Source organism: Peptoniphilus harei (genome assembly GCF_900454685.1).
In the GTDB taxonomy this organism is placed as follows: Bacteria; Bacillota; Clostridia; order Tissierellales; family Peptoniphilaceae; genus Peptoniphilus_A; species Peptoniphilus_A harei.
On the sequence record NZ_UATM01000032.1, the window covers coordinates 1,342,661 to 1,368,563 of the forward strand.

23 protein-coding genes and 1 other annotated feature are annotated in these 25,903 nt (G+C 32.1%); of the genes, 4 read left to right on the forward strand and 19 right to left on the reverse strand.

Translation table 11 applies throughout. The annotated features are described in order from the left end of the window. Positions 1–5: 5 nt before the first annotated feature. The 10 genes from DRZ96_RS07850 to DRZ96_RS07895 form a co-directional block, all read right to left on the reverse strand. Positions 6–950, reverse strand: a complete 945-nt coding sequence (locus DRZ96_RS07850) for a DNA double-strand break repair nuclease NurA (RefSeq protein ID WP_112890237.1) — start codon at positions 948–950, stop codon at positions 6–8. Then, positions 947–1,741, reverse strand: a complete 795-nt coding sequence (gene rsmI / locus DRZ96_RS07855; protein WP_112890238.1) for a 16S rRNA (cytidine(1402)-2'-O)-methyltransferase — start codon at positions 1,739–1,741, stop codon at positions 947–949. Before rsmI ends, DRZ96_RS07850 begins: the two co-directional genes overlap by 4 nt. After that, positions 1,738–2,427: a tRNA1(Val) (adenine(37)-N6)-methyltransferase gene (locus tag DRZ96_RS07860; RefSeq protein ID WP_112890239.1), complete on the reverse strand. Its 690-nt coding sequence runs from the start codon at positions 2,425–2,427 to the stop codon at positions 1,738–1,740. Before DRZ96_RS07860 ends, rsmI begins: the two co-directional genes overlap by 4 nt. Further along, on the reverse strand, positions 2,424–3,602 hold the full coding sequence (locus DRZ96_RS07865; protein WP_112890240.1) for a CapA family protein: 1,179 nt from the start codon (positions 3,600–3,602) through the stop codon (positions 2,424–2,426). The genes DRZ96_RS07860 and DRZ96_RS07865 overlap by 4 nt, the downstream gene beginning before the upstream one ends. After that, on the reverse strand, positions 3,599–4,210 hold the full coding sequence (locus tag DRZ96_RS07870) for an epoxyqueuosine reductase QueH (RefSeq protein ID WP_112890241.1): 612 nt from the start codon (positions 4,208–4,210) through the stop codon (positions 3,599–3,601). Before DRZ96_RS07870 ends, DRZ96_RS07865 begins: the two co-directional genes overlap by 4 nt. A gap of 42 nt (positions 4,211–4,252) precedes the next feature. After that, complete coding sequence (gene lgt, locus DRZ96_RS07875; RefSeq protein WP_112890242.1) at positions 4,253–5,008, reverse strand: prolipoprotein diacylglyceryl transferase; 756 nt, start codon at positions 5,006–5,008, stop codon at positions 4,253–4,255. Continuing rightward, entirely contained in the window at positions 5,005–5,664 is a 660-nt protein-coding gene (gene deoC / locus DRZ96_RS07880) for a deoxyribose-phosphate aldolase (protein WP_112890243.1), read from the reverse strand. The genes lgt and deoC overlap by 4 nt, the downstream gene beginning before the upstream one ends. Then, positions 5,664–6,389 (reverse strand): YebC/PmpR family DNA-binding transcriptional regulator, encoded by a 726-nt coding sequence (locus tag DRZ96_RS07885; protein ID WP_070701271.1) that lies wholly within the window; start codon positions 6,387–6,389, stop codon positions 5,664–5,666. Before DRZ96_RS07885 ends, deoC begins: the two co-directional genes overlap by 1 nt. Positions 6,390–6,501: 112 nt before the next feature. After that, positions 6,502–7,812 carry a sensor histidine kinase gene (locus DRZ96_RS07890; protein WP_112890244.1) on the reverse strand — a complete coding sequence of 437 codons (1,311 nt, stop codon included), beginning with the start codon at positions 7,810–7,812 and terminating at the stop codon, positions 6,502–6,504. Beyond that, complete coding sequence (locus DRZ96_RS07895) at positions 7,806–8,510, reverse strand: response regulator transcription factor (RefSeq protein WP_112890245.1); 705 nt, start codon at positions 8,508–8,510, stop codon at positions 7,806–7,808. Before DRZ96_RS07895 ends, DRZ96_RS07890 begins: the two co-directional genes overlap by 7 nt. 134 nt (positions 8,511–8,644) lie before the next feature. Here DRZ96_RS07895 and DRZ96_RS07900 point away from each other — a divergent pair, with 134 nt between their 5' ends. The 4 genes from DRZ96_RS07900 to DRZ96_RS07915 all read left to right on the forward strand — a co-directional run bounded on the left by DRZ96_RS07900 (position 8,645) and on the right by DRZ96_RS07915 (position 12,702). Beyond that, entirely contained in the window at positions 8,645–9,541 is an 897-nt protein-coding gene (locus DRZ96_RS07900; protein WP_112890246.1) for an ABC transporter ATP-binding protein, read from the forward strand. Between the two features lie 4 nt (positions 9,542–9,545). After that, complete coding sequence (locus DRZ96_RS07905; protein ID WP_112890247.1) at positions 9,546–10,301, forward strand: hypothetical protein; 756 nt, start codon at positions 9,546–9,548, stop codon at positions 10,299–10,301. A gap of 9 nt (positions 10,302–10,310) precedes the next feature. Next, the gene (locus DRZ96_RS07910; RefSeq protein ID WP_112890248.1) at positions 10,311–11,024 is read left to right on the forward strand and encodes an ABC transporter permease; all 714 of its coding nucleotides are present in this window, start codon (positions 10,311–10,313) and stop codon (positions 11,022–11,024) included. 62 nt (positions 11,025–11,086) lie between these two features. Then, positions 11,087–11,329 (forward strand) — a binding site (T-box leader). 92 nt (positions 11,330–11,421) lie between these two features. Continuing rightward, complete coding sequence (locus DRZ96_RS07915) at positions 11,422–12,702, forward strand: O-acetylhomoserine aminocarboxypropyltransferase/cysteine synthase family protein (protein ID WP_112890249.1); 1,281 nt, start codon at positions 11,422–11,424, stop codon at positions 12,700–12,702. A 145-nt stretch (positions 12,703–12,847) separates the two neighbouring features. On the opposite strand, the gene DRZ96_RS07920 is transcribed toward DRZ96_RS07915, so the two are convergent. From DRZ96_RS07920 to DRZ96_RS07960, 9 genes are all read right to left on the reverse strand, one after another. Continuing rightward, positions 12,848–16,204, reverse strand: a complete 3,357-nt coding sequence (locus tag DRZ96_RS07920) for a DEAD/DEAH box helicase family protein (RefSeq protein WP_112890250.1) — start codon at positions 16,202–16,204, stop codon at positions 12,848–12,850. Positions 16,205–16,218: 14 nt separating this feature from the next. Beyond that, positions 16,219–17,352 (reverse strand): restriction endonuclease subunit S, encoded by a 1,134-nt coding sequence (locus tag DRZ96_RS07925; RefSeq protein ID WP_112890251.1) that lies wholly within the window; start codon positions 17,350–17,352, stop codon positions 16,219–16,221. After that, a complete protein-coding gene (locus tag DRZ96_RS07930) occupies positions 17,352–18,821 on the reverse strand; it encodes a type I restriction-modification system subunit M (protein ID WP_112890252.1) in 1,470 nt (489 codons plus the stop codon). The genes DRZ96_RS07925 and DRZ96_RS07930 overlap by 1 nt, the downstream gene beginning before the upstream one ends. Before the next feature lie 173 nt (positions 18,822–18,994). Further along, positions 18,995–19,381 carry an AAA family ATPase gene (locus DRZ96_RS07935; RefSeq protein WP_236587180.1) on the reverse strand — a complete coding sequence of 129 codons (387 nt, stop codon included), beginning with the start codon at positions 19,379–19,381 and terminating at the stop codon, positions 18,995–18,997. Positions 19,382–19,660: 279 nt separating this feature from the next. Next, on the reverse strand, positions 19,661–20,464 hold the full coding sequence (locus tag DRZ96_RS07940) for a KilA-N domain-containing protein (protein ID WP_022620611.1): 804 nt from the start codon (positions 20,462–20,464) through the stop codon (positions 19,661–19,663). A gap of 189 nt (positions 20,465–20,653) precedes the next feature. Continuing rightward, entirely contained in the window at positions 20,654–22,174 is a 1,521-nt protein-coding gene (locus DRZ96_RS07945; RefSeq protein ID WP_112890254.1) for a recombinase family protein, read from the reverse strand. Next, positions 22,167–23,855 carry a recombinase family protein gene (locus DRZ96_RS07950; RefSeq protein WP_236587181.1) on the reverse strand — a complete coding sequence of 563 codons (1,689 nt, stop codon included), beginning with the start codon at positions 23,853–23,855 and terminating at the stop codon, positions 22,167–22,169. Before DRZ96_RS07950 ends, DRZ96_RS07945 begins: the two co-directional genes overlap by 8 nt. Positions 23,856–23,901: 46 nt before the next feature. Then, positions 23,902–25,620, reverse strand: a complete 1,719-nt coding sequence (locus tag DRZ96_RS07955; protein WP_112890256.1) for a recombinase family protein — start codon at positions 25,618–25,620, stop codon at positions 23,902–23,904. Positions 25,621–25,718: 98 nt separating this feature from the next. Next, the gene (locus tag DRZ96_RS07960; RefSeq protein WP_000332792.1) at positions 25,719–25,886 is read right to left on the reverse strand and encodes a hypothetical protein; all 168 of its coding nucleotides are present in this window, start codon (positions 25,884–25,886) and stop codon (positions 25,719–25,721) included. Between the last annotated feature and the right edge of the window lie 17 nt (positions 25,887–25,903).

A 25,903-nucleotide genomic window follows, 5' to 3' on the forward strand; every position in this document is an offset into this window, starting at 1 on the left:
TCCTCCTATAGAGTTCTCTTATCTCTTTCAGAAATAAAAAATCTTTCATAAACATCTCTGTCCAAATATTCTTCCAAAAGAGTGGTAAGTATTTCATCAGTTATCTTTACATCCTTATCAACTATATCAAGCCATAGGGGCACTCCCCTTGATGACATAGGAGTCAATGTATAAACAAGACTAGCAATTTCTTCGAGATATTTTTCTTGTGTATCTAATATATCAAGTCCAACTGCACCAGGGAATTTTGCCGTCCTCATAAAAGCTGATGAAAAACCTTCGCCTAAACCGTCTTTTATAAATTTTTTATTGATTTCATTTCTAATTAGAAGAGCTTCACCTGTCATCAGTCTATTAAATAAAATTTCTCTATCGTAAATGCTCTCATCTATTTCTAAACTCCTAGCAATGACATTGGTTTTTAGGTCTTTTATGACACCAAAAAGTATAATGTTTTTTGCTTCACACTTTTCTCTTAATTCAGTGAATAAATCAAGACAGTTAATCTTATATCTAATAAAACCACCGTCCATCATTAAGTAATCAAAATCATACTCATCTATATATTCAAGAGCCGTTTCTATTTCTATGGTGGCAAGATATTTTTGCGAAAGATTTTTGTCATCATAAATATCATTTAAAGTCGGCGTATAGACCGTATTTTTATAAACTTCATTACCATCAGTTGACTTAGCAAGTCCTTGAAAAATTTCTATAAAGTGAGGAAAAGCTCCGCCAGACCTATTGTTAGATCCGTCAACCCCAACAGTTCTCTTATATTTGGAAAGTTTCTCTTTAGGGAACTTTTCCATTTTTATAAGTCTTCCAACATTATTTGTAAGTTCTTTTCTAAAAGCATCATTGTCTAAGTTAAAGATAAAGTCATATTTATTCTTTAAGTTTGTGTTTACTTCTTTTAGTTGACCTTCCAGATCTTGTAAATTAATCATAGGTCCAGACTCTCCTTATAAACATCATTCTTAGGAAGATTATACTTTTTTGAAACTTCTTTTACTGCCTGAGACTTCTTCATTCCAGTTTGTAATTCTTCTTCAAGAAGTTTTTTTATGTCGTAGACCTCTTCTTCGTTATTACCTTCAAGGACAATAACAAATTCTCCTTTTTCCACAATATCTTTTTCCAATATTTCTGATGTTGTAGACCTAATGGTCTCTTCAAAGACCTTAGTTATTTCTCTAGAAATAGAAATCTTTCTCTCACCAAAAACCTCGTGGACATCATGTAAAAAGTCCCTAATTCTGTGAGGAGCTTCGTAGAAAATTAAAGTGAATTTTAAATCCTTAAGAGATTCAAATTCTTTTCTTCTTCCACTAGACTTACTTGAGGTGAATCCATAAAAAGTAAAGTGGTCTGTATCAAGCCCTGATAAGACTAAGGCTGTTAAAGCTGCGTTGGCTCCTGGTAAAACTCTAAATTCAATATTTTCTTCTATAAGTTTTTTTACCAATACTGCACCCGGATCACTTATTCCTGGCATGCCTGCATCTGTAACAAGAGCGATGTCTTTTCCTTCTAAGTGTTTAATAATTTTTTCTGACATTTCGGCCTCATTAAACTTATGATAAGTTCTCAGTTCCTTATTAATATCAAAGTGGTTTAAGAGTTTTAGAGTCACCCTCTTATCCTCTGCATAAATTATATCCACTGACTTCAAGATTTCTATTGTCCTAAGGCTTATATCCCCTAAATTACCTATGGGAGTTGGGCAAAAATAAATCACAAGATTACCTCATTTCTATAAACTCTTTCCATTTCCTCTGTGTAACTATCTCCTTGTCTTATGTAAAAGTCCCTGAATTCATTTCCAAAGTTAGCCTGCTTTTTTGCTATTACAATGGAATTTTTAGAATCCTTATTTAGATTTCCGTGGATGTTTACTATGTGTTTTACTCTTAGGCCAGCTAGGTTAATCTTATAAATAAGTTCAGCCAACCTATAAGTTGGATAAATAATATAAAGATTTCCAGAATTTTTTAAGAGAAAGTTAACTATGTAGAGACTTTTCTCAATGTCAAAAAAATGTTTGGCAGGAATGGTTTCAAATTTTATATTTTCATAATCGTAATAGGGTGGATTAAAAACCACAGTATCAAAAAAATTTGTCTCGTAGACTTTTTTTAAATCAAAAATATTTTTCTCTATTATTTTTATTTTATCATCTAGCTCATTTGCACTTACAGATTCTTTAAAATTATCTAAGACTTTCTTATTAATATCAGTTGCATGAATTTCATCAAACCTATCCACTAGCCTTAGAGAAAGTATTCCATTGCCACATCCAAGGTCTATAGCTCTCTTTCCCTTCTTTACAAAGGAAGATAGTATTAAAGAATCTGTAGTGTACTTAAATTCATCTTCATCCTGAAAAATTATAAAATTTGTACCTGGCACTTGGTCTTTATTCATATTTCACCTTGTAAAACCCCAAGGGCTTCCTTATATTTTTTGTCAGCTGTCTTTTGTAAGTTGGCATCTGTTACTTCACTCAATTTGCCACCAGGGATTATGTCTTGAAGTTTCACAACGTCGTAGTTAAGTCTCCCATTTGCCCTATACCTATTTACATAAGTCGGTTGAACATCATAGGACTTTAGATGAGTTACTCCACTTACATTGTCCTTTTCTATTTCAAGTTTAACAAGGGCACCTGTATCTACACCAGCCTTCCTTAAGTTTTCTACCCTTTGATTAGATAAGGCATTTCCCATTGAATAAATTGTAAAATATTTTTTATCGTTAATTTCTTCGACTTCATATTTTTGCAAAACATGAGGATGTGAGCCTAAAATTATATCAGCACCATACTCATTGAGCTTCTCTTTTAAATAAATTTGTCTCTCACTTGGATGGTAGTGGTACTCATTACCCCAGTGAGGATAAACTATTACAATATCGGACTTGTCCTTTATATTTTTTATATCACCAGCAACATCTTGAGAAAAAGTATTGACAGAATACTCCTTATTCCTCATTAGTGAGTCCATTCCATTTAAGGTGTCGGTAAAGGAAATAAGACCAATTTTTATTCCATTTTTTTCAACAACAATACCCTTTTCAAGGTCTTCTGTCATGGTTCCAAAGGATTCCATTCCACTTTCCTTAATGTGGCTTAGGGTTTCTGCAATCCCGTCAAGTCCTGTGTCAAGTGAATGATTGTTAGCTGTGGACATAAGATCAAAGCCTGCAGCTTTTAAAGAATAAATTGTTTCTTTGGGAAAATTAAAAAGTGGAAATCCTGATAACTTTCTATTTGAATTTACTGATCCTTCAAAGTTTGCAATGGCAAGATCTGCTTCATTAATATCTTCTGATATATTTGCAAAGATTGGGGTAAAGTCATAGGAATCTTCGGTCCTATAATTTTTAACAATGGGTTGGTGAAAAATCATATCACCCATGGCAAGAATCTTTACTTGTGTCTTATCTTCTTTAATTTCTTTTTTATTTTCAACTTCTTCTAAATTAGCATTATTATTTACATTTAGATCTTTAAATTTAAAATCCGTCCTATAGGCAACAAATAAACTAAGACTTAAAAAAAAGACAAGAGAAATAATAAAAATATTTTTAAAATTTTTCAATCTTCGCTCCTTGAAAATTCACATCCACAATAATCTTGCCTGTACATATTAAACTTATCTGTTAATTCTACAGACCTTCTAAAACCATTTTTTTTCTTAAAATCTGAGAATAAATATTTTATTTCGTACTCTTTGGATAAAAAATCTCCCAATTTATTTAAAATTTGAGAATCCTTGTGGGGAGAAATGGAAAGTGTTGTTGTGAAGAAGTCATAATTGTTTTCAGCAGCAAACTCTGCTGCCTTTTCCATCCTATGCCTATAACACTTAAAACATCTTGGACCCCCTTCTTGGTACTCTTCAAATCCCTTAACATATTCAAGAAAGTCTTGGTGATCATACTTTATAACCCTTACACCTATCTCATCTTCAAGGCCCAAATCTTTTACAAGTTGAACTTGTTCATCAGCCCTCCTATAAAATTCCTCTTCACTATCGATGTTTGGATTGTAATAAAATACATCAATGTCAAAGTATTCATTTATTCTTTCCAATATGGCAGAAGAACAAGGACCACAACAAGAATGCAAGAGTAGTCTTGGCTTGTGATCCTTATCTATTTTCTTTATTACTTTTTCCATTTCCAAATTGTAATTTATCTTATTCAAAATATCACCTATAAAATTAGACTAGTTGCCTAGTCTAATTAATTATTTATTCTTTTGTCTGCTTTTTGATACAAATCTTATAGCTAGTCCAAAGACTACAATTGCAAGACTCACAAGTTGTGAAACTCTAAAGTCACCAATATAGAGAGAGTCTGTTCTCATTCCCTCAATGAAGAATCTTGCTATACCATAAACTATAAAGTAAAAAGAAGTTAATTGTCCTTCAAACTTTTGCCTCTTTGAAAGATAAAAATATAAAAATATAAATATTAAAAAATTTACAAAGGATTCATAAAAAAATGTTGGATGAACCCTCTCGCCATTGACTAGAATTGCCCAAGGCACATCAGTCACACCACCGTGAGCTTCTCCATTGATATAGTTGCCCCACCTGCCAATAGATTGGGCAAGGGCAAGGCCTGGTGCAATACAATCTGTAAGAGTCCAAAATTTTATTTTTTTAACTCTTGTAAAGACATAAATTGTAAGTCCTCCAGCAATAATACCGCCATAAATTGCGAGCCCACCATTTCTGATGGCAAAAATTTCATCTAAATGTTGGCTATAATATTCCCATTCAAAGGCTACATAATAGAGTCTTGCTCCCAAAACTCCAATGATAACTGCAAATAGAGAAACATCATTTGCAATATCTTTATAAAGTCCATTTTTATAAGATTTTTTCTTTGCCATGGACTCTGTTGTAAGAATTGCCAAGAGAACTCCAAGAGCAATTAAAATTCCGTACCATTTAACTTCTAGTCCAAAAATTGTAAAGGCAACGGGATTTATATTCATAGTGACTTGCTTTCTTTGTAGATATTAACTCCAGCAGAAACACCAAGTCTGTCTGCACCCTTTTCAATCATTTCAAGTGATTTTTTATAATCTCTTATTCCACCACTTGCCTTAACCTTAACTCTATCAGAGACTGACTTTCTCATAAGGGCAACATCATCTGCATCAGCACCAGAAGTTGAAAAACCTGTAGAAGTCTTTACAAAATCTGCTCCTGCTTCGTCAGATAGTTCGCATGCCTTTACAATTTCTTCTTTTGTAAGAAGGCAGTTTTCAAGGATAACTTTTAAAAGAGCTCCATTATCGTGGCAAACCTTAGCAATTTCTTGAATTTCTTCTTTAACAAGGTCATATTTTCCTGACTTAAGTAGTCCAATATTAATTACCATGTCAATTTCATTTGCACCATTTTTTATGGCGTTTTCAGTTTCAAAAACTTTTACTTCTTTTGTGTTTGCGCCTAATGGGAAGCCAATAACAGTACAAACTTTTACATCAGTACCCTTTAAGCTTTCGGCACATTTTTTAACCCATACAGGATTTACGCAAACTGAGAAAAAATTATATTCTTTTGCTTCATCAAGTATTTTTTCAATTTGTTCTTCTGTTGATTCTGGTTTTAATAAAGTATGATCAATAATTCTATTAATTTCCATTAATCTCTCTCCCATGAAGTAAATACATCTGTTACATCGTCATTATCTTCTAAGGCATCAATTAACTTTTCCATATTTTTGATATCTTCTTCATCATCTAAAGCTGTTTCAGTTTGAGGGATATAAGTTATATCAGACTCAATAAAAGAATGACCTTCATCTTCTAGGGCCTTTCTAACATTGTGGTAGTCTTCTGGCTCAGTCACTATTTCAAAAGCTTCTCCCCTGTCTATAACATCTTCAGCACCAGCATCAATGGCAATTAAAGTAAATTCATCCTCATCAAGGCCTTCCTTTAATACACCAAGGGAACCCTTCTTGTCGAACATAAAGGATACACAACCTGGTTGTCCAAGATTACCTGCATACTTATCAAAAATATGTCTTACTTCTGGTGCAGTTCTGTTTCTATTGTCAGTTAGGCAATGAACCATAACAGCAACTCCGCCTGGTCCATATCCTTCATAAACAATTTCTTCGAAGTTATCGTCGTTGTCTCCGCCGCCTGCTTTGGCAATGGCTCTGTCAATATTGTCATTAGGCATATTTTCTGCCTTTGCTTTATCGATGGCAACCTTAAGAGAAGGGTTGTAATCTGGATCAAGTCCACCTTCCTTAGCTGCAACAGTTATTTGTCTAGCAAGTTTAGTAAAAATTTTACCTCTTCTTGCGTCTTCCTTACCTTTTTTATTTTTAATATTATTCCATTTAGAATGTCCTGACATAAAATCACCTTTCTATATAAATCGCTATTTTAAGCATATTGACTATTATATTACAAATATTAAGTAGTCGTCAATATTATGGGCATAAGTGTAAGCTTTTATCTATTTGTTTTTAATTTATATTAAAAATAAAAGAAACTTTTACACCTGAGCTTAGATTCTGAACTTCCATTTTGCCCTTATGCAAATTACAAATTTGTCTAGATATAAATAAGCCCATTCCATGCTTTTGAACATCTGAAAGATTTTCTTCATTAAGTCTTTTTATCACGCTCTCTTCAATGGGGTTTCCTTCATTTTTGATTGAAATAATTAATCTATTATTCATAAGCTCATAAATAATACAAATTTTCCCATCTCCATACTCAAGGCTGTTATTTAAAATATTTTCAAGCATCCTATAAAACAAATGATCATCCATTTTTATTTTTATTTCTTTATTTATTTTGTTTTCAAAAATAATTTCCTCACTTGAATTTTCATTTAAAGTGTTTACAATTAACTTTCTTATAACAGAAATTGGATCTTTATATTCAAAATGCTTGTCACTTAGATTTTCCAAACTTTTTGTCAGATTCAAGTCCTCAATAATTCTACTTATTTTTATAACTTGATTTTCAATATTTTTTACCTCATCTAAATTTTCCTTTGTTTTGATCCCCTCCATCTCCCAAGAAATTTTTGTAAGAGGGGTTCTTATATCATGACTAATTCCCCTAAGCCAACTTGCTTGACTTTTTTTAAGATTATTGAACTTCTCATTTGCATCGTTAATAGTTTTTGAAATTTCTCCTAATTCTCCTTCTTCTTCAAGTTTTTCATAATTTTCATCAAAAATATTGCCTATTGCTTCTTGAAGTGGATTTAATTTTTTAAAGATTCTTTTAACTTCATGGTGATAAAATAAATAAACAAGTAGAGCAAACAATATGATGCTAATGAGTAAAATTAACAAATTTATTTTTACTAAATCATAGGAATAATAGTTAAAGGGAAATTTATCTAGAGAATTTTTTGGATAAGCAAGAACTAACACTCCGTCATCTACTACAAATGTAAATACAGGATAATCATTTAAGTAATACCTTGTAAATCTTACCATGTCGGTAATTTCAAATTTATTTTTAACTTCTTCAGGCTTGTTAAAGCTTTCAATTACTTTTCCATTTTTGTCAATTCTTATAGCCCAAATATTTTTATCTTCTAAATAATTCTTATTTTCCTCTGTAAAATAAATATCTTCAACCTTATTATCCTCTTTATTCTTTTCTACATATTCAAACACCTTACTTGGCTCTATATATTTTTTAGAAAATTTAAAACTAGAATAAAAGATTCCAGCTAAACTTGTAATCATTAAAATTAATAAAATTAATATAAATAAAACAAACTTCTTTAGTCTTTTAAAAAAATAATTTAACATTCTTTATTATCTCCAAGCAACTTATATCCCAATCCCTTTACGGTTATTAGTATTTTAGGGTTAGCTGGATCTTCTTCAAGCTTATCTCTTAACCTATAGATATGTGTAATTAGTGTGTTTTCATAACCAAAGCTATCTTCCCAACACTTCTCCAATATTTGATCTATTGAAACAATTTTATTTAAATTCATGGAAAGATATTCCAAAATTTTATATTGTTTAGCTGTTAATTGTATTTCCTCGTCATTCTTTATTAACATTGCCCTCTCCCTATCAAATAAAATTCCACCAGATAAGATTATTTTTTCATTTTTATCTTGATAAGTTCTCCTAAGCACTGCCTCAACTCTCCACAAGAGGTCTTCAGGCAAAAAGGGTTTTACAATGTAATCGTCAACTTCTAAATCAAATCCTTCTTTTTTGTCGTCAATACCACTTAAGGCCGACAAGACAATTACAGGCAAGTTGGATTTTTTTCTAAGATCTTTTAACAAGTCAAAACCACTCCCATCTGGAAGCATTATATCTAATATCATTAAATCAACTTTATTGTTCTTGAGTTTAAAATTTGCTTCTGCAATATTTTTTGCTGTTAAAAGATTACTGAAGCCTTTTTTCTTTAAAAAACTATACATGCTATTTATTAAGTCAGATTCATCATCAACTAATAAAATCTTCGCTTCTCTAAAAATATTCATTTCTTTCTCCTTTAAATCAATTTTATCACAATAAAAATTGATATTTGAAAATGTGATGTAAAAGTAATCTAGATAAAATTTCCATGTGATAGCAACTTAATATAATTAATTTACTAAAAAGAGAGGAGAAGAAAATGAATAATATTTTAAAAATTGAAAACCTTAATACATCTTATGGAAAAAATTTAGTTTTAAAAGATATTAATTTAGAAATCAAAGAAGGAAGTATCTTTGGACTGATAGGACCCAATGGTGCTGGTAAGTCCACTCTAATGAAATCTATCCTAGGTTTAGTAAAGAAGGATTCAGGAAAAATAACTTTATACGGAAAAGAAATAAATGAAAAAAATCAAAAGGAAACAAATAAAAATTTAGGTTCCTTAATAGAAGCCCCATCTTTTTATGACCATCTCACTGCCTATGATAACTTAGATCTTATCTGTGATATGAAAAATATAAATAAAGACAAGATTGATAAAACGCTAAGAGATGTGGGACTAATAAAAAGTAAAGACAAAAAGGTCAGAGAATTTTCACTTGGTATGAAGCAAAGGATGGGTATTGCCATCGCCCTTATTGGGAACCCAAAATTTTTAATATTAGATGAACCCATTAATGGACTTGACCCTTATGGCATTGAAGAGATGAGGGACTTGTTCAAAAGAATTGTAAAAAATTCAAATACCAGCATCTTAATCTCGTCACATATCTTGGATGAAATCGAAAAAATTTCAACTCACATAGGAATCCTTAAAAATGGATCCTTAACTTACAGTGGTTCCCTAGAAGAATATAGAGAACTTCATCCACCAGTAATTGTCTTAAAAACCTCAGATAATCTTAAGGCTTCAAAAATCCTAGCTTTATCTCAAGAAAATATAATTGACGACTATTTAGTCCTAGGTAACAAGAGTAAAGAAGAAGTTGCAAAAATAATTAAGACTCTTGTGAAAGATCTTGATATTTATAGGGTTGAAAAAAGGAAAGAAAGTCTTGAAAAATTATTTATTAAAGAAACAAGTGCAAGGTGATCTCATGAAAAATCTAGAAATAAAAAAGAATAAGGGACTAAAATTAAATTTCACTCTTTTAATTTTATTTGCAATTCATTTATTTTCTATCCTTATTGCCTTCAAGACAAAAGACTTTCAATCTAACAAGTATCCTCTTGCAAGAATATTAGATTCTTATCTTGCAATTTCCTTATTCTTTAATCCCATTGCACTATCATCACTTGTGAAAAAAGTAATTGAGATTGAAGAGAAAAATAATATGTGGCAAATGCAAATAAGTCTTGGCTTAAAGGTTCAGAAGATTTTGTTGGGTAAAATTAAAAACTTGTCCATAAATGTTTTCTCACTCCAAATTATTGAGTGGTTGATAATTATATTCTTAGCAAGTAAAAATATAAACTTTGACTTAGACATAAACTTAATAAAAAGAATAATAATTTACTTTTTAACGACTTTATCAATTAACATTTCTATCATCATGATCTTCACAATAATTGAAATTAAAAGTAAAAAGATTTACTTCTCTCTTTTCTTTTCAATTGTGGGAGCAATGTCTGGAATAATTACTATGCTAACATCAAAGTTTTTATCACAAATAAATCCCTTTGGACTCTTCGCCACTATTTTAAATATAAATTATGTAAGAGAAGGACAAGTTTTTATACAGACTATGAATAATATAAATTATCTCACATTGCCAATAAGTTTAATTTATATTATTCTCGCTTTAATTTACATCACAAGACTTAATAAATTTTCACTTTCAAAGGACATCTAGGAGGTATTCATGTTAAAAATAGAATTTAAAAAATTAAAATTATTTTCACTCTTAACTACAATATTAATTATTCCCCTTCTTGCAAATATCTTTGGGACAATAAACTATTTGCAAAATCAAGAAATTTTAAAAAATAAATGGGAAAGTCTTTGGACACAAACATCCTTATTTTACTTCATGTTTTTTATAATCCCCCTTATAGCAATTATTGTTTCAAGTCTTTGGTCAGTGGAACATAAGGCTGGTCTAAAATTAATTAGAACTAGCCCAATAAAAAATATTAGTTTTATAATGAGTAAATCTATTGTTGCCCTAATACTAATAAGTTTATGTCAAATTTATTTTATAGTTTTATTTATCATGAGTGGAAAATTCATCTGCGGATTTAAAATTGAAGGGCTGGGCCTCTACTTTTACTACATTGGGATAAGCATCCTATCTTCAATTCCAATAATTTCCATAATGAATTACCTAAGTTTGAAATTTAAGTCTTTAGGTTTAATAGTTCTTATCTCTATTTTGATTTCAATTTTTGGCTTCGCCCTTGTAGCACAAAATATATTGCCAATTTTTCAAAATATTATAGCTTCAAGCAAACTCGCCATTACAACAAATCATTTTGAAATAATAAAAAAAGATGAATTAATAAAAATGTTCTTATTCTCATTAGTGGAATTCTTAATATTTACAAGATTATCAAATAAGATATTGAAGTATGAATAATTAAATTTTTAAAATTAAAAAAATATCCTTGACAAAAAAATTTTCTCAACTTATAATTCAACACATAGACTTTGAAGAGGAGAGTACATTGTAAAAGTTTTTACAGAGAGATTTCATTTGGTGAAAGAAATCAAAATGGATACTTTGGAACATGGCCTTGGAGTCTTCGCACCGAGACAAGTGTTTAGGCTGCGACAGGTACGCCTGTTATAGCGTTCGGAGTATGTTGGTACTCTATGAGGTTATTTTCGCGATAAAATAATAAAAAAAGGTGGTAACACGAAGCTCAAGCTTTCGTCCTTTATGGGACGGGAGCTTTTTTTATTTTACAAAAGCTTTATATATAAACTATTTCCTTTTGAGCTGCCGACAAGTTTATAAAATCTAGGAGGATAATATGACAAAGAAAAATTTAGGAACCCTATGTGTGCAAGCAGGATATGAACCAAAGAATGGTGAACCAAGAGTTGTCCCAATCGTTCAATCTACAACTTTTAAATACGATTCATCTCAGCAAATGGCAAATCTTTTCGACTTGAAAGAAGCCGGTTACTTTTACACTAGACTTGCCAATCCAACAAATGATGCAGTAGCAAATAAAATCACTGCTCTTGAAGGAGGCGTTGCTGGTATATTGACATCATCAGGACAAGCTGCAAACTTCTATGCCCTACTTAACATTTTAAAGGCAGGTGACCACATTGTAGCTTCATCAGCAATCTACGGTGGAACTTACAACCTAATTGCCAATACAATGAAAAATCTTGGCATAGAAGCAACTTTTGTTGAACCAGATGTTAGCATAGAAGAATTAAATAAAGCCTTTAAAGAAAACACTAAAGTAGTCTTTGGAGAAACTCTTTCCAACCCATCACTAAGTGTTTTGGATATTGAAACTTTTGCAAAAGCTGCTCACGACCATGGAGTTCCACTTATTGTAGACAACACCTTCCCTACACCAATTTTCTTGAGACCAATTGAATGGGGTGCAGACATTGTCACTCACTCAACAACAAAATACATGAACGGCTTTGCCAACTCTGTTGGTGGAGTTGTTGTTGACTCAGGAAACTTTGATTGGTCAAAATATAAAGACAAGTATCCTGGACTAACTACTCCAGACGAATCTTATCACGGAGTTGTCTTTACAGAGACCTTTGGCAAGGGAGCTTATATAACTAAGATGACTACAACATTAATGAGAGACCTTGGAAGTATTCCTTCCCCACAAAACTCATTTTATCTTAGCATTGGACTAGAAACACTTCACTTGAGAATGCCAAGACACTACGAAAATGCCCTTGCCCTTGCAAAATATTTAAAAGACCATGACAAGATTTCTTGGGTATCCTTCTCTGGACTTGAAGATGATTCACAACACGAGCTTGCACAAAAATATTTACCAGATGGATCATGTGGCGTAATTGCCTTTGGAATAAAGGGCGGAAGAGAAGCAGCGACAAAATTCATGGATGGATTAAAACTTGCAGCAGTTGTAACTCACGTAGCCGATGCAAGAACTTGTGTCCTCCACCCTGCTTCCACAACACATAGACAAATGAATGACGACGAACTTGCTCACGCTGGCATTAGCCCTGATTTAATTAGAATGTCCGTTGGCATTGAAGATGCAGAAGACATAATCAAAGACGTAGAACAAGCTCTTGAAAATTTATAAAATTTAAAAAACTCTTTTATTTAACATTCTCACAAAAAGCTTCCCCATAAGTTTTAATTTTTGGGGAAGTTTTTATTTGTATTCATTAAATTTCTATTTATAAAAAATAAAAAAAGAGAAAGCCTAAGCCTTCTCTTAAATAAATTTATGCAACTTCTGAATTGTAATTTATTTCCCTTATAATTCCAAGGATGGAGTTTAAATCATTTCTATTATCCTCAAAAATCTTGCTAATTGAGCCGAGACTCTTAAAGGGTTCATATTGAAAGTCTCTTGGGTCCAAGTAACCATTCTTCATTATATATTCCATCACAGTTGATAAAAACTTTGATTGAATATAATTTAATTTTGTGGACTTGTGAAAGTCTGCAAAAGCTTTTCTCACTGCCTCTTCATCAAGACCATTAATCTTTCTAATGAGTTTTAGAATCTTCATGTCACCAAATTCTTTTTCATAGTCTTCCCTAGTCCCCAAGTCCTGCCAAAGAATTTTTTCAAGACTAGAGATATCATCCTGACTCAAGATTTCATTCCTATAAATTTTCTGCAAGACTTCATCGTCCTTGACAGAAATCTTTATATAGTTTTCAACCTTCTCCTTATAAGATGAAAGGTCATTGGCAAAGAACTCGGTCCCATGTTCTTCAACAGAGATAATTGTGTCTTCAAAGTCCACATAATATTTAGATTTAGGACCGACCTCAATTAATGGAACAAGATTCCTAATTCGAAGCCTCATATCTTCAAGTTTCAAAAAGTCTATGTCCTTCCAGAAGTCTTCACCTGCCACATCAATAATAAAATCTTTCTCATCAAAGACTGCAGGGATATTGCCATGCTTCATAATGTCATTGCAAGTCTCTCTTATAAGTCTTATTAAGGACTTACTTGTTCCACCTTCAAGTATTGCAAGAGCAAGACTCAATACACTTAAATCAAACCTTTGAATCATCTCATGGTCCTTTGGCGGAATAATTATTGGTGCGACCTCATCTTCTAATTGAAGAATATCTTGATTGTTTAAGTTAGTCCAAGCCTCTATCTTCTTAAATTTACTAACGACTTCAATCCTCTTCCTCACTCTAAAGGAGTTTGTATCCAAGGCCCTTATCTCATTAATAAGTTCACTTACGTAGTCATCCCTTATTTTCTTATAAGGATCCTCTTGATATTTTAAATTTTGGAGAGCCATAACAATCTTTACTTTACTTGCAAAGATTCTCTCTGAAAGAGACTTAACAAGAGGTGGATTAACTACTGGACTTCCATCAGTAAACCTCTTGAAGTTTCCACCATAATCAAAAATCAAGAAGTCCTTCTTATCAAGTCCAGGACCAAACAAGTCCTTGCAGAGTCTTGTTCCCCTTCCAATCATCTGCATAAACATAATTCTTGAGAACAAGTCTTTAAAGAAAACTAAGTTCACAACTTCTGGCACATCTATACCAGTGTCAAGCATATTGACAGATATGGCAACTTGCGGAAGCTTATCCTTTACTGAGAACCTGTCAATTAGATCTTGGGCATAGGTCACTGTGTGAGTTATGACCTGGGCATATTCTGGTCCCTTTTCAGGATACAAGATGTCGAACCTTTCCTTTATAAGTTCAGCGTGCAATTGATTTTTGGCAAAGACAATAGTCTTACCTATCTCATTTCCCGATGAATTTTTAATTCCCCTCTCCATCAAGTCATTGATTACAATGTCAACAGTTGAAATACTGTAGACCCATCTGTTAACATCAGATCCAGAAATATCAAAGCCCTCATCATCTGGTCCAAAAATGCCATCGAATCTCTCCTTCTCTTCAGGAGTCAAGTTGCTATAATGAATTCCTTCACTAGGAAACTCTAAAACAGTTTCAATCCTATTATAAGGAACTAAGTACCCATCCTTAACAGCTTCCTCATATTCATAAGCATAAGTCGGGTCATTGTCCTCCAAATGAAAAATTTCATAAGTATTCCTGTCAATGTCATCTCTAGGCGTAGCAGTTAAACCAAGAACCTTGGCATCAAAATATTCAAAGACATCCTTGTACCTTTGATAGATTGACCTGTGGGCCTCGTCAATAATAATTAAATCAAAATGTCCAACTGTGAAGAGCCTGTCACCCTTGTCATCAAGAACATTGTCAATGGAGTTGATCATTGTTTGGTAAGTAGAAAAAATCATCCTACTAGACCTTATGTCCTTGCTGTTTTTCTTGGCCTCAGTTAGGTTTGCAAGACTTAAATCAGGCAAGAGAGAGTTGAAATTTCTCATGGCTTGGTTAACTAGGGCAGTCCTATCAGCCAAGAACAAGATGTTGGTTACTGCATTGGCCTTAGTGAGAATGTCCACAATAGAAATTGCCGTCCTAGTCTTACCAGTTCCCGTTGCCATAACAAGAAGAGCCGACCTGCGATTATTTCTAAAAGCTTCAATGCTGGCATCAACTGCGTCTCTTTGGTAATACCTGTTTGTGATGTCATCATTAATAGAATAACTTGCAAGAGACTTCTTCAAGTGCCTTCGGTCCATTATCCTTTGAAGGTCATCTTGACTATAAAAACCAGACACAAGCCTTTGACTCTCGTCATCAGTAAACCAAGTTACAAAACCATTGGAATTAAAGTAGAAGGGCCTTCTCCCGTATTTCTTCTCCAAGCACTCCGCATAGAGATGGGCCTGGTGGGCTCCAGCCTTTGGGTCAACAGAAGTCTTCTTTGCCTCAACAAGAGCAAGAGGCAGACCGTCTTTGCCATAGAGGACATAATCAACATAGCCCTTGCCAGAAGTGTTTGGCATCCCATCTATCTCAACTTCAAAGATTACGTTCTTGTTGATTTGCCAGCCAGCAAGTTCAAGGTCCACGTCAATAAATTCCTTGCGAGTGAGGGCCTCTGTCCTTGGGTCAATCTTATAAGTAATATCAGAATTATTTTGATTTTTATTTTTATTCTCAACTAATTTCTCTTGAAGATCATCAGGAGTTTCTTGACGTTGGTCCACAAGGGCCTTGTCAACTTCCTCTTCCCTCTTGCGATTAAGGTCTTCAGTCTCAGACTTATTTAACTTTTCCCTAACACTGTCAAGGCTTGGGATAAGTCCTTCATCATAAGTCCTCTCAACATAAGAGTCTCCATAGCAGTAGTCAATCCAGTCAACAAAGGCAAAGAGGTTCCTGAGAGAAGCCACAGCCTTTTGCTTATCAATCTTCTTATTGGTGTGGGTTGCAAGATTGCCCAGCTTAATGATGTAGAGAATTAACTCATCAAGTCCTGGGTCGATAATATCTATGAAGTCCTTGTGTCTTGTAAGAGAAGACAAATTGTCCCTGTAGGGCAGGCTAAGGTCAGTGTCCACCTTGTAGACCCACTTGACTGCAAGTTCTAGGGCACGTCTTGTGGCAGAAGCAGCATTTATTGTAGATATAATAAGAGACCTCTCGGCATCAACGCAAGCCTCTGCGAAGTCCTTGTAGTTTTTATTGTTTAATAAGAAATCAAAATTGCCCACGTCTACCTCCCCTCTCAGTCCTTAAATAAATTTCCAGAAAAAGCATCTTGCATAAGAGCGTCAAAAAGTGTTTCCAGTTCAGCAAGAGAAGATCTTAGCTTTTTCTTTTCCTCTTCTATTTTTATTACATAGTCAGCAAATTTATTTTGTAATTCTATTGGTGGTATTTTAATAGTTTGATTTCTAACTATTTCTTCTTTAACTGCCGGATAACTTGCTCCAGTAGAATTAATTAAAAGCTTTTTTGTAAATTCCTCAGTTAATACACTATAAAATAAAAATCTTGGGTTTATTTTTTTTATATCTGCTCTTAAAACAGTAAACCCTGTTGATCCAATAGCTAAACAAGTACTATTAAAATCAAAATAAGCAATGTTTTTTAAGTTTGGTCTAACATTAGATAGTAATATATCATTTTTTTCTAATATTTGTTTTGCCCTTCCAGGTCTATCACTTGCTTTTGTTATAATTTTTTCTTCCTTTATCACATTTTTCAAATTATCAATAGATGATATATCATAATATGAAATAGAACTTTTATTATCTTTTGACAATCGTTTAGGTTTTTCTAAAATCAAGTCATTAATCTTTATTAATTCATACTTCGAATTATCTATAGAAGATAAAAATAAACTTTCAATTAAATCATTATAGGATTGAATTTGTTTTTTTCTTCTACTCATTAATTCTTCTAATTTTTTTAGGGCATCAACTATTTTCTGCTGATTCTTAATATTAATTATTGGAATTTTAAGTTTTAACAAAGCAGGCCTGGAAATATGTGGGATAGTTGCCCCCGTAGTTGTAGCCCTCAAATAGTAATTTTTGCACCTTAAATAATATCCTAAGAATTCTGAGGACAAATTATTTTTATATAATCCATTAATTTCTAGAGCAGATATAGTACTTCCAATTGCTCCTTCCAAATTAAAACCAATTGTACCAGCATTAGCTCCATCCCAAGCAATTAGTATGTGTTCTTTATTTACTATAATTGCTTTAGAGTCTTCGGTATATTTTAGATTGTCATCATTTCTTAAATCTTCAATTTGTATATATCTAATTGCTTTTTCTGACTCGTTTGTTGATTCTTCAACTTTTTTTCCTTTAATGATTTTTACTATATCACCTAGTCTAACCGATTCCATCACATGTCACCTAGGATCTTTTTTAAGTCTTCAAGCCCATCTTGGATTTCTCTTTCCATGGACTCTATCCTCCCAATAATAACTTGAGGTGGGTCATATTCCACTTCTTCATATTCTATTTCCTTGTACTTGTTGATGGAAAGGTCGTAGTCATTTTCCGCTATCTCTACCTTGTCAACCATGAAAGACTTCCCTGTGCGAGGCTTGTCCTCTTGGTCGCTTAAATTTTTGAAAGCCTCAATTATATCTGGTATGTCGTTGTCTTCTATTGGTGTCCTGTTATCGTTAAGTGAATAGCCATCTGCTTCCATGTCGTAGAACCAAACATTCTTTGTGTTACCAACCTTATTGGTCTTGACGAAAATCAAAACAGCAGTGGAAACTCCTGCATAGGGTTTGAAGACTCCACTTGGCATGGAGATAACTCCCCTTAGGTCGTTGTTCTCCACTAATTCCTTTCTCAGGTCCTTGTGGGCCTTTGATGAACTAGAGAGAACTCCATCAGGAACAATTACTGCTGCCCTTCCTCCAGACCTTAGCATATTTAAAATTAATTCTACAAAGAGAAGCTCGGTCTTCTTTGTCTTGATATTGGCCAAGAGGTCGTTGGCAACTGATTCATAATCAAGAGATCCCTTGAAGGGTGGGTTGGCAAGTATAAGTGAATACTTTGCCCTGTCCTTGTTGTCTTCTGAGAGAGAATCTTGGTATTTGATTTGAGGATTGTCTACATTGTGAAGCATCATATTCATGGCAGAAATCCTAAGCATGGTGTTGTCCATGTCGTAACCATAAAACATGTCGTTGTGGAAGTGGTGTGACTTAGTCTGGTCATACATAAAGTCCTTGTCATTGTCACGAAGGTATTCAGATGCCGCAACCAAAAATCCCGATGTTCCACAGGCAGGATCGCAAATGACATCTTCGGCATTTGGTTCTACTAATTCAACCATCATCTTGATGATGTGCCTTGGTGTACGGAACTGTCCATTGGTACCTGATGTTTGAAGTTTTGACAATAGGTATTCGTAAATGTCGCCCTTGATGTCGTTGTCTTCTGTAGGAAGTTGGTCTATAGCTGTCACAACTTTTTGCAAGGTTTGTGGTTTATTGATTTGGAAGTTTGCTTCCTTCATGTATCTTGAGAAGGAAGTGTCCCCGTCTTCTCCCTGCAAGTTTTTTATAAAGGGGAAGATTTCTCCCTGCATGAGTTCAAACATTTCTGTAGCTGACCCAAGATTTTTGAAGACGTGCCACCTGTAGTTTGGCTTGTCCTTTGGGAAGATTGTCTCAAAGTCTAGGCCCAAAAGATTTGCATCTTCTTCCTTTTGAAGTTGCAGTTGGTCTAGGCCCTTCATAAATAATAAGTATGTAATCTGTTCTATATTTGTAAGTGGATTTGTCGAACCTTCTGTCCATAAGGTTGTCCAGATTGCGTCCACCTTGTTTCTCAATTCACCTGTTAGCATAGTAACTCCTTTCGCATAATCTTATTATATCAAAAACGCGAGAAATTTCTCATTTATGGTGCATTTCTTTCTTTTTTTATGAAGAACTTAATGATTATTTTTTAATTTATCAAGTGACAAGATTTACTTAGTCTATAAAATTTTTTAAAAAAAAATAACCCGACATAGTCGAGTTATAATTCTTCATCAAATAATAAGTTCATCATTCTTTCAGGGTCATCTAAGAATGCTTTGGTCACACTATAGGAATCTGTTTCTTTATAAGTTGTCCTCTCCAGTCCATTTTCGTTAAACTCGTAGATATCTGCATTGGGATAGGCGAGGATAATTGGAGAGTGACTTGCAATTATAAATTGTGAGTCTTTTTTCACTAGTTCATCTATTACACAGAGGAGAGACATTTGTGATGTTGGTGAAAGTGCTGCCTCAGGTTCGTCTAGAAGATAAAGTCCCTTGGGTCTAAATCTATTTATGATTAAAGACCTAAAGCTCTCGCCGTGGGATTGATCATGAAGTGACTTTCCACCATAAGAATCATAAAAATTTGTGGGACCAGACACTGCCAATTCTTCAACTTCTGTTGCGACGTTATAAAAGGATTCGGCCCTAAGAAAAAATCCATCCTCTTCTCTCCTTGGTCCCCTGGCTATTTCTAATAAGCTCCCGAGTTCTGAATGAGTTTCTTTTGTTGAAAAATTAAAATTTTTGGACCCACCTTCTGGGTTTAGACCCAGCGCAATAGCTATGCCTTCTAAAAGAGTTGACTTACCCTACAATGTCAAGCAATTGTTACATAAAATTAGACGATATTTCTATCGCCTAATTTATATACAAAACTTTTATTTTAACTTTTTTATACGTTCACTTTCTGTTAGAATCCTCATTTGTTCAATAGCAATTGCATTTAATTTTTCTATCCTTTCAGTTGCATCCATTCCCTCATTTATAAAAACAGCATTTAAGTTCTCAAGATTTGATAAACACACTAATTGTGATATATCAGCATAGTCTCTCATATTTCCTTTTAACTCCGGATTACTTTCACGCCATTCTTTTGCTGTCATTCCAAACAAAGCTACATTTAATATATCTGCTTCACTTGCATAGATATAGTTTATTCTTTCCTTTGATAATTTTTCAGGGACAAGATTATTCTTAATTGCATCTGTATGAATTTTGTAATTTATCTTTGCTAAATTCCTCTTGATATCCCAACCTAATTGTTTTTGTTCTTCTTCTTTTAAGCGCTCAAACTCTTTAATAAGATAGAGCTTAAAATAAGGTGATACCCACGACGCAAATTCAAAAGCTATGTCTTTATGTGCATATGTTCCACCATATCTTCCTGCTTTGGCAATAATTCCGATAGAATTCGTCTTATTGACCCATTGTTTAACCGATAAAATAAAACGATTAAAACCTGCTTCATTTTTAATTCCCTCGAATTCGGTGGAATTAAAATTCGCATTATACATTTCTTCCCATATTCCTAAAAATTCAATTGTATTTTTATTCCTTAGCCATTTTTCTATCAGTGCCACACCATTTTCAACATTTCTAACCATGTCGGTTAAAGAAATATAATCTCTATTATCTATGGCAATAATGCTAATTTCTGATCCTTCCACATTTATTTTAGACACAAAAATCACCTCACAATATCTCATTTTAACTATAATTATATCATTTTTTTGTTTGTTCCTAAATATTTACCCTATCAACTCATAGTAAACAGTACTATTTATTTCCGCAAATTTTCTCGTCATTATTTACATTTTGGCGTATTAAAATTAAAGTTGGCGAGATTATGAGTTACTTTTAATACTATCCATCTATATTTCTACAATTTCTATTTCTCCACTTCTTGATACAATTATCTTATCAATTTTATTGTCTAAATAAGCCTTCAATAAACTTTCTTCGTCTAAGACTGTAATATCCATTTCTTTCCTTGAATCAATCTTCTCTGACTTCAATTCTTCCAACTTACTCTCCAATAATATCTTTTTATCTTTGATAAAAGTTTTTTCCTTTAGATACTCCTCTTTCGAAATATTTTTCTTTTTATAGTTTTCATAGATGATTTGTAAATTACTGTTTAATATGGATATTTCCTTTAGAATCTCGTCTTTCACATTCTTGTGTTCTATGACTTTCTCTTCATTTAATGTGTTTTGTATCTTAAAATCTTTTAATTTGGGTTTTATAAGTTCAATAATATCTTTCTCTTTGATATTGTTTGGTGTTTTCTCAGCTTTACATAAATTACAATAATAACTTTTATACTTGTATATTTTATCAGAATTCTTCTTTTGTCTACTGTCACATCGAAAACTCATATGTCTACCACATTCTTTACAAAAAATCTTATCAGAAAAAATAGAACGATTTTTATTTCCTGTATATCCCCCAAAACTTCTTTTTTCTTTTATTTTCTTAACCTTATCAAACACTTCTCTGGAAATAATAGCTTTATGGGTATTTGGAAGTATTTTCCACTCCTCTTCAGGAAGTAAAATTCTTTTTCTTCCACCTATTTTTGTTTCTTTGAATTTATTATATACATAATCTCCTGTATATAGTTCGTTCCTTGTAATCTGTGAGATAGCTGCATTTGTCCAAACTCTTTTCTTTACTTCACTTCCGGTAATTAAATTTCCAGTATAATCAGAAAGTTTCAGTTCTTCTTTTCGTTCAGAGCGTGTAATATAACCTTTTTCATTAAATATATTAGCCACTTGAATACACGAATATCCTTTTAGCAATAAATCAAAAGCTTCTTTAACTATAAAAGCTGTTTTTTCATCAATGATGATACTATGTTTATCTTTTGGATCTTTAATATATCCAAAAGGTGCTGCCCAATTTATATTTTTCCCCTGCGATTTAATTTGCCTAATAGAACCTCTTACCTTTTCAGATAATTCCTTACTGAATAAATCATAATACAATGTCTTAAACTGTGTATCTGTATCTAAGCCATTACCTTGTTCTTTTAAAGAATCATAGTTGTCATTAATAGCAATAAATCGTATTTTTAGAAATGGTAATATATTGCTTAAGTAATCCCCAAGCAAAATATAATCTCTTGAAAACCTAGACATATCTTTTACAATTATAGTTCCCACTTTACCACTCTTTATATCCTCAATAAGCCTTAAAAAGGAAGGTCTATTTGTATTAGTAGCAGAATATCCATCATCTACATATTCTTCTATTTCACAACTTTTTAAAGATGTTTCATTTTCAATGTAGCTTTTTATATAATCTCTTTGATTTGCTATACTTTCACTTTCATCCACTTTGTGATAATCTTCTTCAGAAAGTCTTAAATATATAGCTATCTTATTCATGCTCTACCTCCAACTGCTTTCCCACATCTTTATCAAGTTTAAACTTAAAATATATGGTAACCTGCTTATACTCTGATATTTCTATATGACTAATTAATGTATCGACCAATTCTTTATCAACTTCTATGCTTTTAGCATCCAAGCAGCAAAATAGTACATCTATAAATTCTATAATTTCTCTTTTTTTCTTTTTTATATTTCTTATTCTTTCAGCAAAAACTTTTAATTCATTTTTTAAGGTTTTTATTTGATTATTTATTTTTTTACTTTCTATTTTAAAATCACTTAAAAGAACCTCTCCTTTAACATAGTTTTCATATTGTTCTTGTAGATTGATCCTAAGAGAAGCAATCTTTTTATTATTTACATCTGTTTTTAGAGAAACTTGATTTATCTTTTCAGTACTTATATTTTCTAAATATATTTTTAGTCGTAATCTTTTATCCTTTTTATAAAAGCTTGAAAACAGTCTTTTAAAGGTATCTACTAAAATTTTGTCTAGGTCTGTTTCATATATTCTGACATGAGATTTTTCTAATTTTAATCTGTCTCCACCTTTACAATAATAGCAATAGCAAATCTCATCATGATATTTCAGTCCTCGTGGTCCATATTGTTTTTTCAAATTTCTACCACAAACACTGCATTGTATGAGGTCGTCATACTTTCCTTCTTTTTTATGATCTCTTTGAATTTTTACTCCAACATTTTCTTTTCCGTCTTTTATTATGTTTTTCAGTGAATGGTAAGGTAGATAGTTTTGTTTTTTCTCCTTTATCTCTCTGATATTTTCAAATGTAGTTTTGTCTATTAAACCTTCGTGGGTGTTCTCTGTTATAATCCACTCTTCTTTATCACGAAACTTACTTTTCCTACTTGGATCATGTCTATTTGAGTAAACTCTTTGAATCAAATTCCCAATATATACTTCATCAGAAAGCATTTTTGATATATAAGAAATATCCCATTGTCTTGTATCTTCTTTATCCTTAAAAATTTTACCTGTTCTTTTATATTCATCAGGTGTCGTATATGTTTTAGTCAATTCTCTTGCTATTTGCATATTGGATTCACCTTGACTTGCCATATAAAAGATAAGTCTTACTACATCTGCTGCCTTTTCGTCCATCATCAGAACTCTTTTTCCATCAATTTTATCAACCTTATAGCCATACGGAGCCATTGCTCCTATAAAAGACCCTTGTTTCATTTTTATTTCTTTGGAGGCTTTTATTTTCTTTGAAATATCTTTTGCGTATAAATCATTGAAGATATTTTTTACTGCTATTTCATAACTCTGTTCTGATTTTATACCGTCTTTAGTATCCAAATTATCATTTACGGAAATAAATCGAACTCCCAAAAATGGAAATACTTTTTCGATATAGTTTGCGATTTCTAAATACTCTCTACCAAACCTTGACATATCTTTTACTATGATACAATTTATCCTACCTGTTCGGATATCTTCCATCATTTCAATAAATGCAGGTCTTTTAAAATTTGTTCCAGAATATTCATAGTCCTTGTATACTCTTAAAATCTTTATATCTTTTTCTTTTGCAGCATTTATACAAAGTTCTTCCTGCATTTCAAGTGAATTACTTTTATCCCTGTAAGCTTCCTTTCTTTCCTGTGATAATCTAGCATAAATACCGGCAATGTATATTTTTTCAATCACTTTTCCAACTTCTGTTTCTGATTGTGATATATGCCTATTTTTTGTTCTAGCCATAGCATACCTCACTTTCAGCACTTACAAGACTTTTATTCATAACAGTGGGGATAGTTTTTGACTTCCTGCTTATATCGATACTTTTCTTTTTTATGGTGTTAGATTTAATGTCAGACTTATCCATTTTTGTCATTTCTTCAAGTAAAGACAATTCTTCGGTATGATTAAACCTAACATCTATCGTTTTATCTTCAGAAATAAAAATTTTATCAATGAGCATCACAACAGACAATCTATCTATTTCCGATAAATTTTTATATTTGTTAATGTCGATGATCCAACTCTTATTTTTGTCAATCTTCTCCTTAGTATATTCCTGTTTTTTCAATCTATACTCGATACTTTCATCTAATTTAGTCAGTTTCTCTGTATAGTTTTTTCTAAAAAGTTGATATTCTTCTTTACTAATAACATCTTCTTTCAGGTCAAGGTATAGGGAAGATAAGAGTTCTTCTGTCATTGCTTTTTCTCGTTTTAGTATAGGAATTTGATTGTCTTTCAAATTTTTATTTATATCTATACGCTGAACTTTAGAATATAGATTTTCATTAAATTCAATGTAGGACTTCATTATTTTAGATACTGCTTTTATCAAGGTTTCTTCTTTTATGCTGTGTCTTGTGCAAGATTTTTCCTTGTTATACTTTGAACAGATATAGAATATCTCTTCTCTTTTTTTATACTTTACAGTCCTTCTAATCAAAGAACTTCCACATTCTTTACAAAAAAGCATTCCTGTAAAAATATCAATTTTGTCCTTTCCACGAGAATTATTCAAATCTCTTTTTAACATAGTATTTGCAATAGTAAAAACTTCTTTACTTATAATTGATTCATGGGTATTTTCTACTCTTATCCATTCTTCTTTCTCTTTTTCTATCTGCTTTTTATTTTTATAACTTAAAGTAACACTCTTTCCTTGTAAAGTATTTCCAATATATACTTCATTTTCTATAATTCTATTTACTGTCTTTGCTGACCAAGTTCCACCTTTTGTATTTTGAAATCCATTACACTTAAATCCTTGACTTTCTTTATATTTTCTTGGAGTTAAAACTCCTAAATGATTTAGTTCATCTGCAATTGCCTTTGAGGAATATCCCAAGAGTTTCATATCAAATATATTTTTGATAATATCTGATATCTCTTTATCAATCACTAACTTGTTTTTATTCTCCTCAGACTTTTTATATCCATAAGGTGCAAAAGCACTGATAAAGTCTCCTTTTTCTCTTTTTATCTTTTGAGAGCTTTTTACCTTATTGGAAATATCTCGGCAATAACTGTCATTGATGAAGTTTTTTATAGGAAGTATAAGGTGTGTATCGTTTATATCTGCACTTTTACTATCGTAATTGTCATTTACTGATATAAATCTTATACCGTTTTCCGGAAATATTCTTTGAATATATTTTCCAGCTTCTATATAATCTCTTCCGAATCTTGATAAGTCCTTTACAATAATTGTATTGAACTTTCTATCATAGGCAGCCTTTATCATTTCTTTAAAATTGGGACGATCAAAATTTGCACCTGAATACCCATCATCCACATACTCTTTGACAATTGTAATTTGATTTTTTCTTGCATAAGAGTTTATAATTTCTCTTTGATTAGATATAGAGTTACTTTCTGTTTTTTCGCCATCTTCTTTTGATAATCTTAAATACATAACTGCCAAATTTTCTTTTGCTAAATTGTTTTTAAACATAAAAAAGCCTCCTTTAATTCAATTTACATACAATAAATCGAACCAAGGCTAGGCTTCCACAAAAATATTATAACGCTCCTTATATTTTCTGTCAGCCCCTAATAGACAGAAAATTTTTCTTTGATGTATTCCTCTACTAAATTTTCTAAGCTAAATCCATTTTCATTAAATTTAACTTCTATATTCCAACCATCAATTTGATTTATCATCTGTTTATCTTTTTTATCTGTTTTCATTTCTGTATTTATATTATGTTCATCACACATAATATCTTCTCCTTATC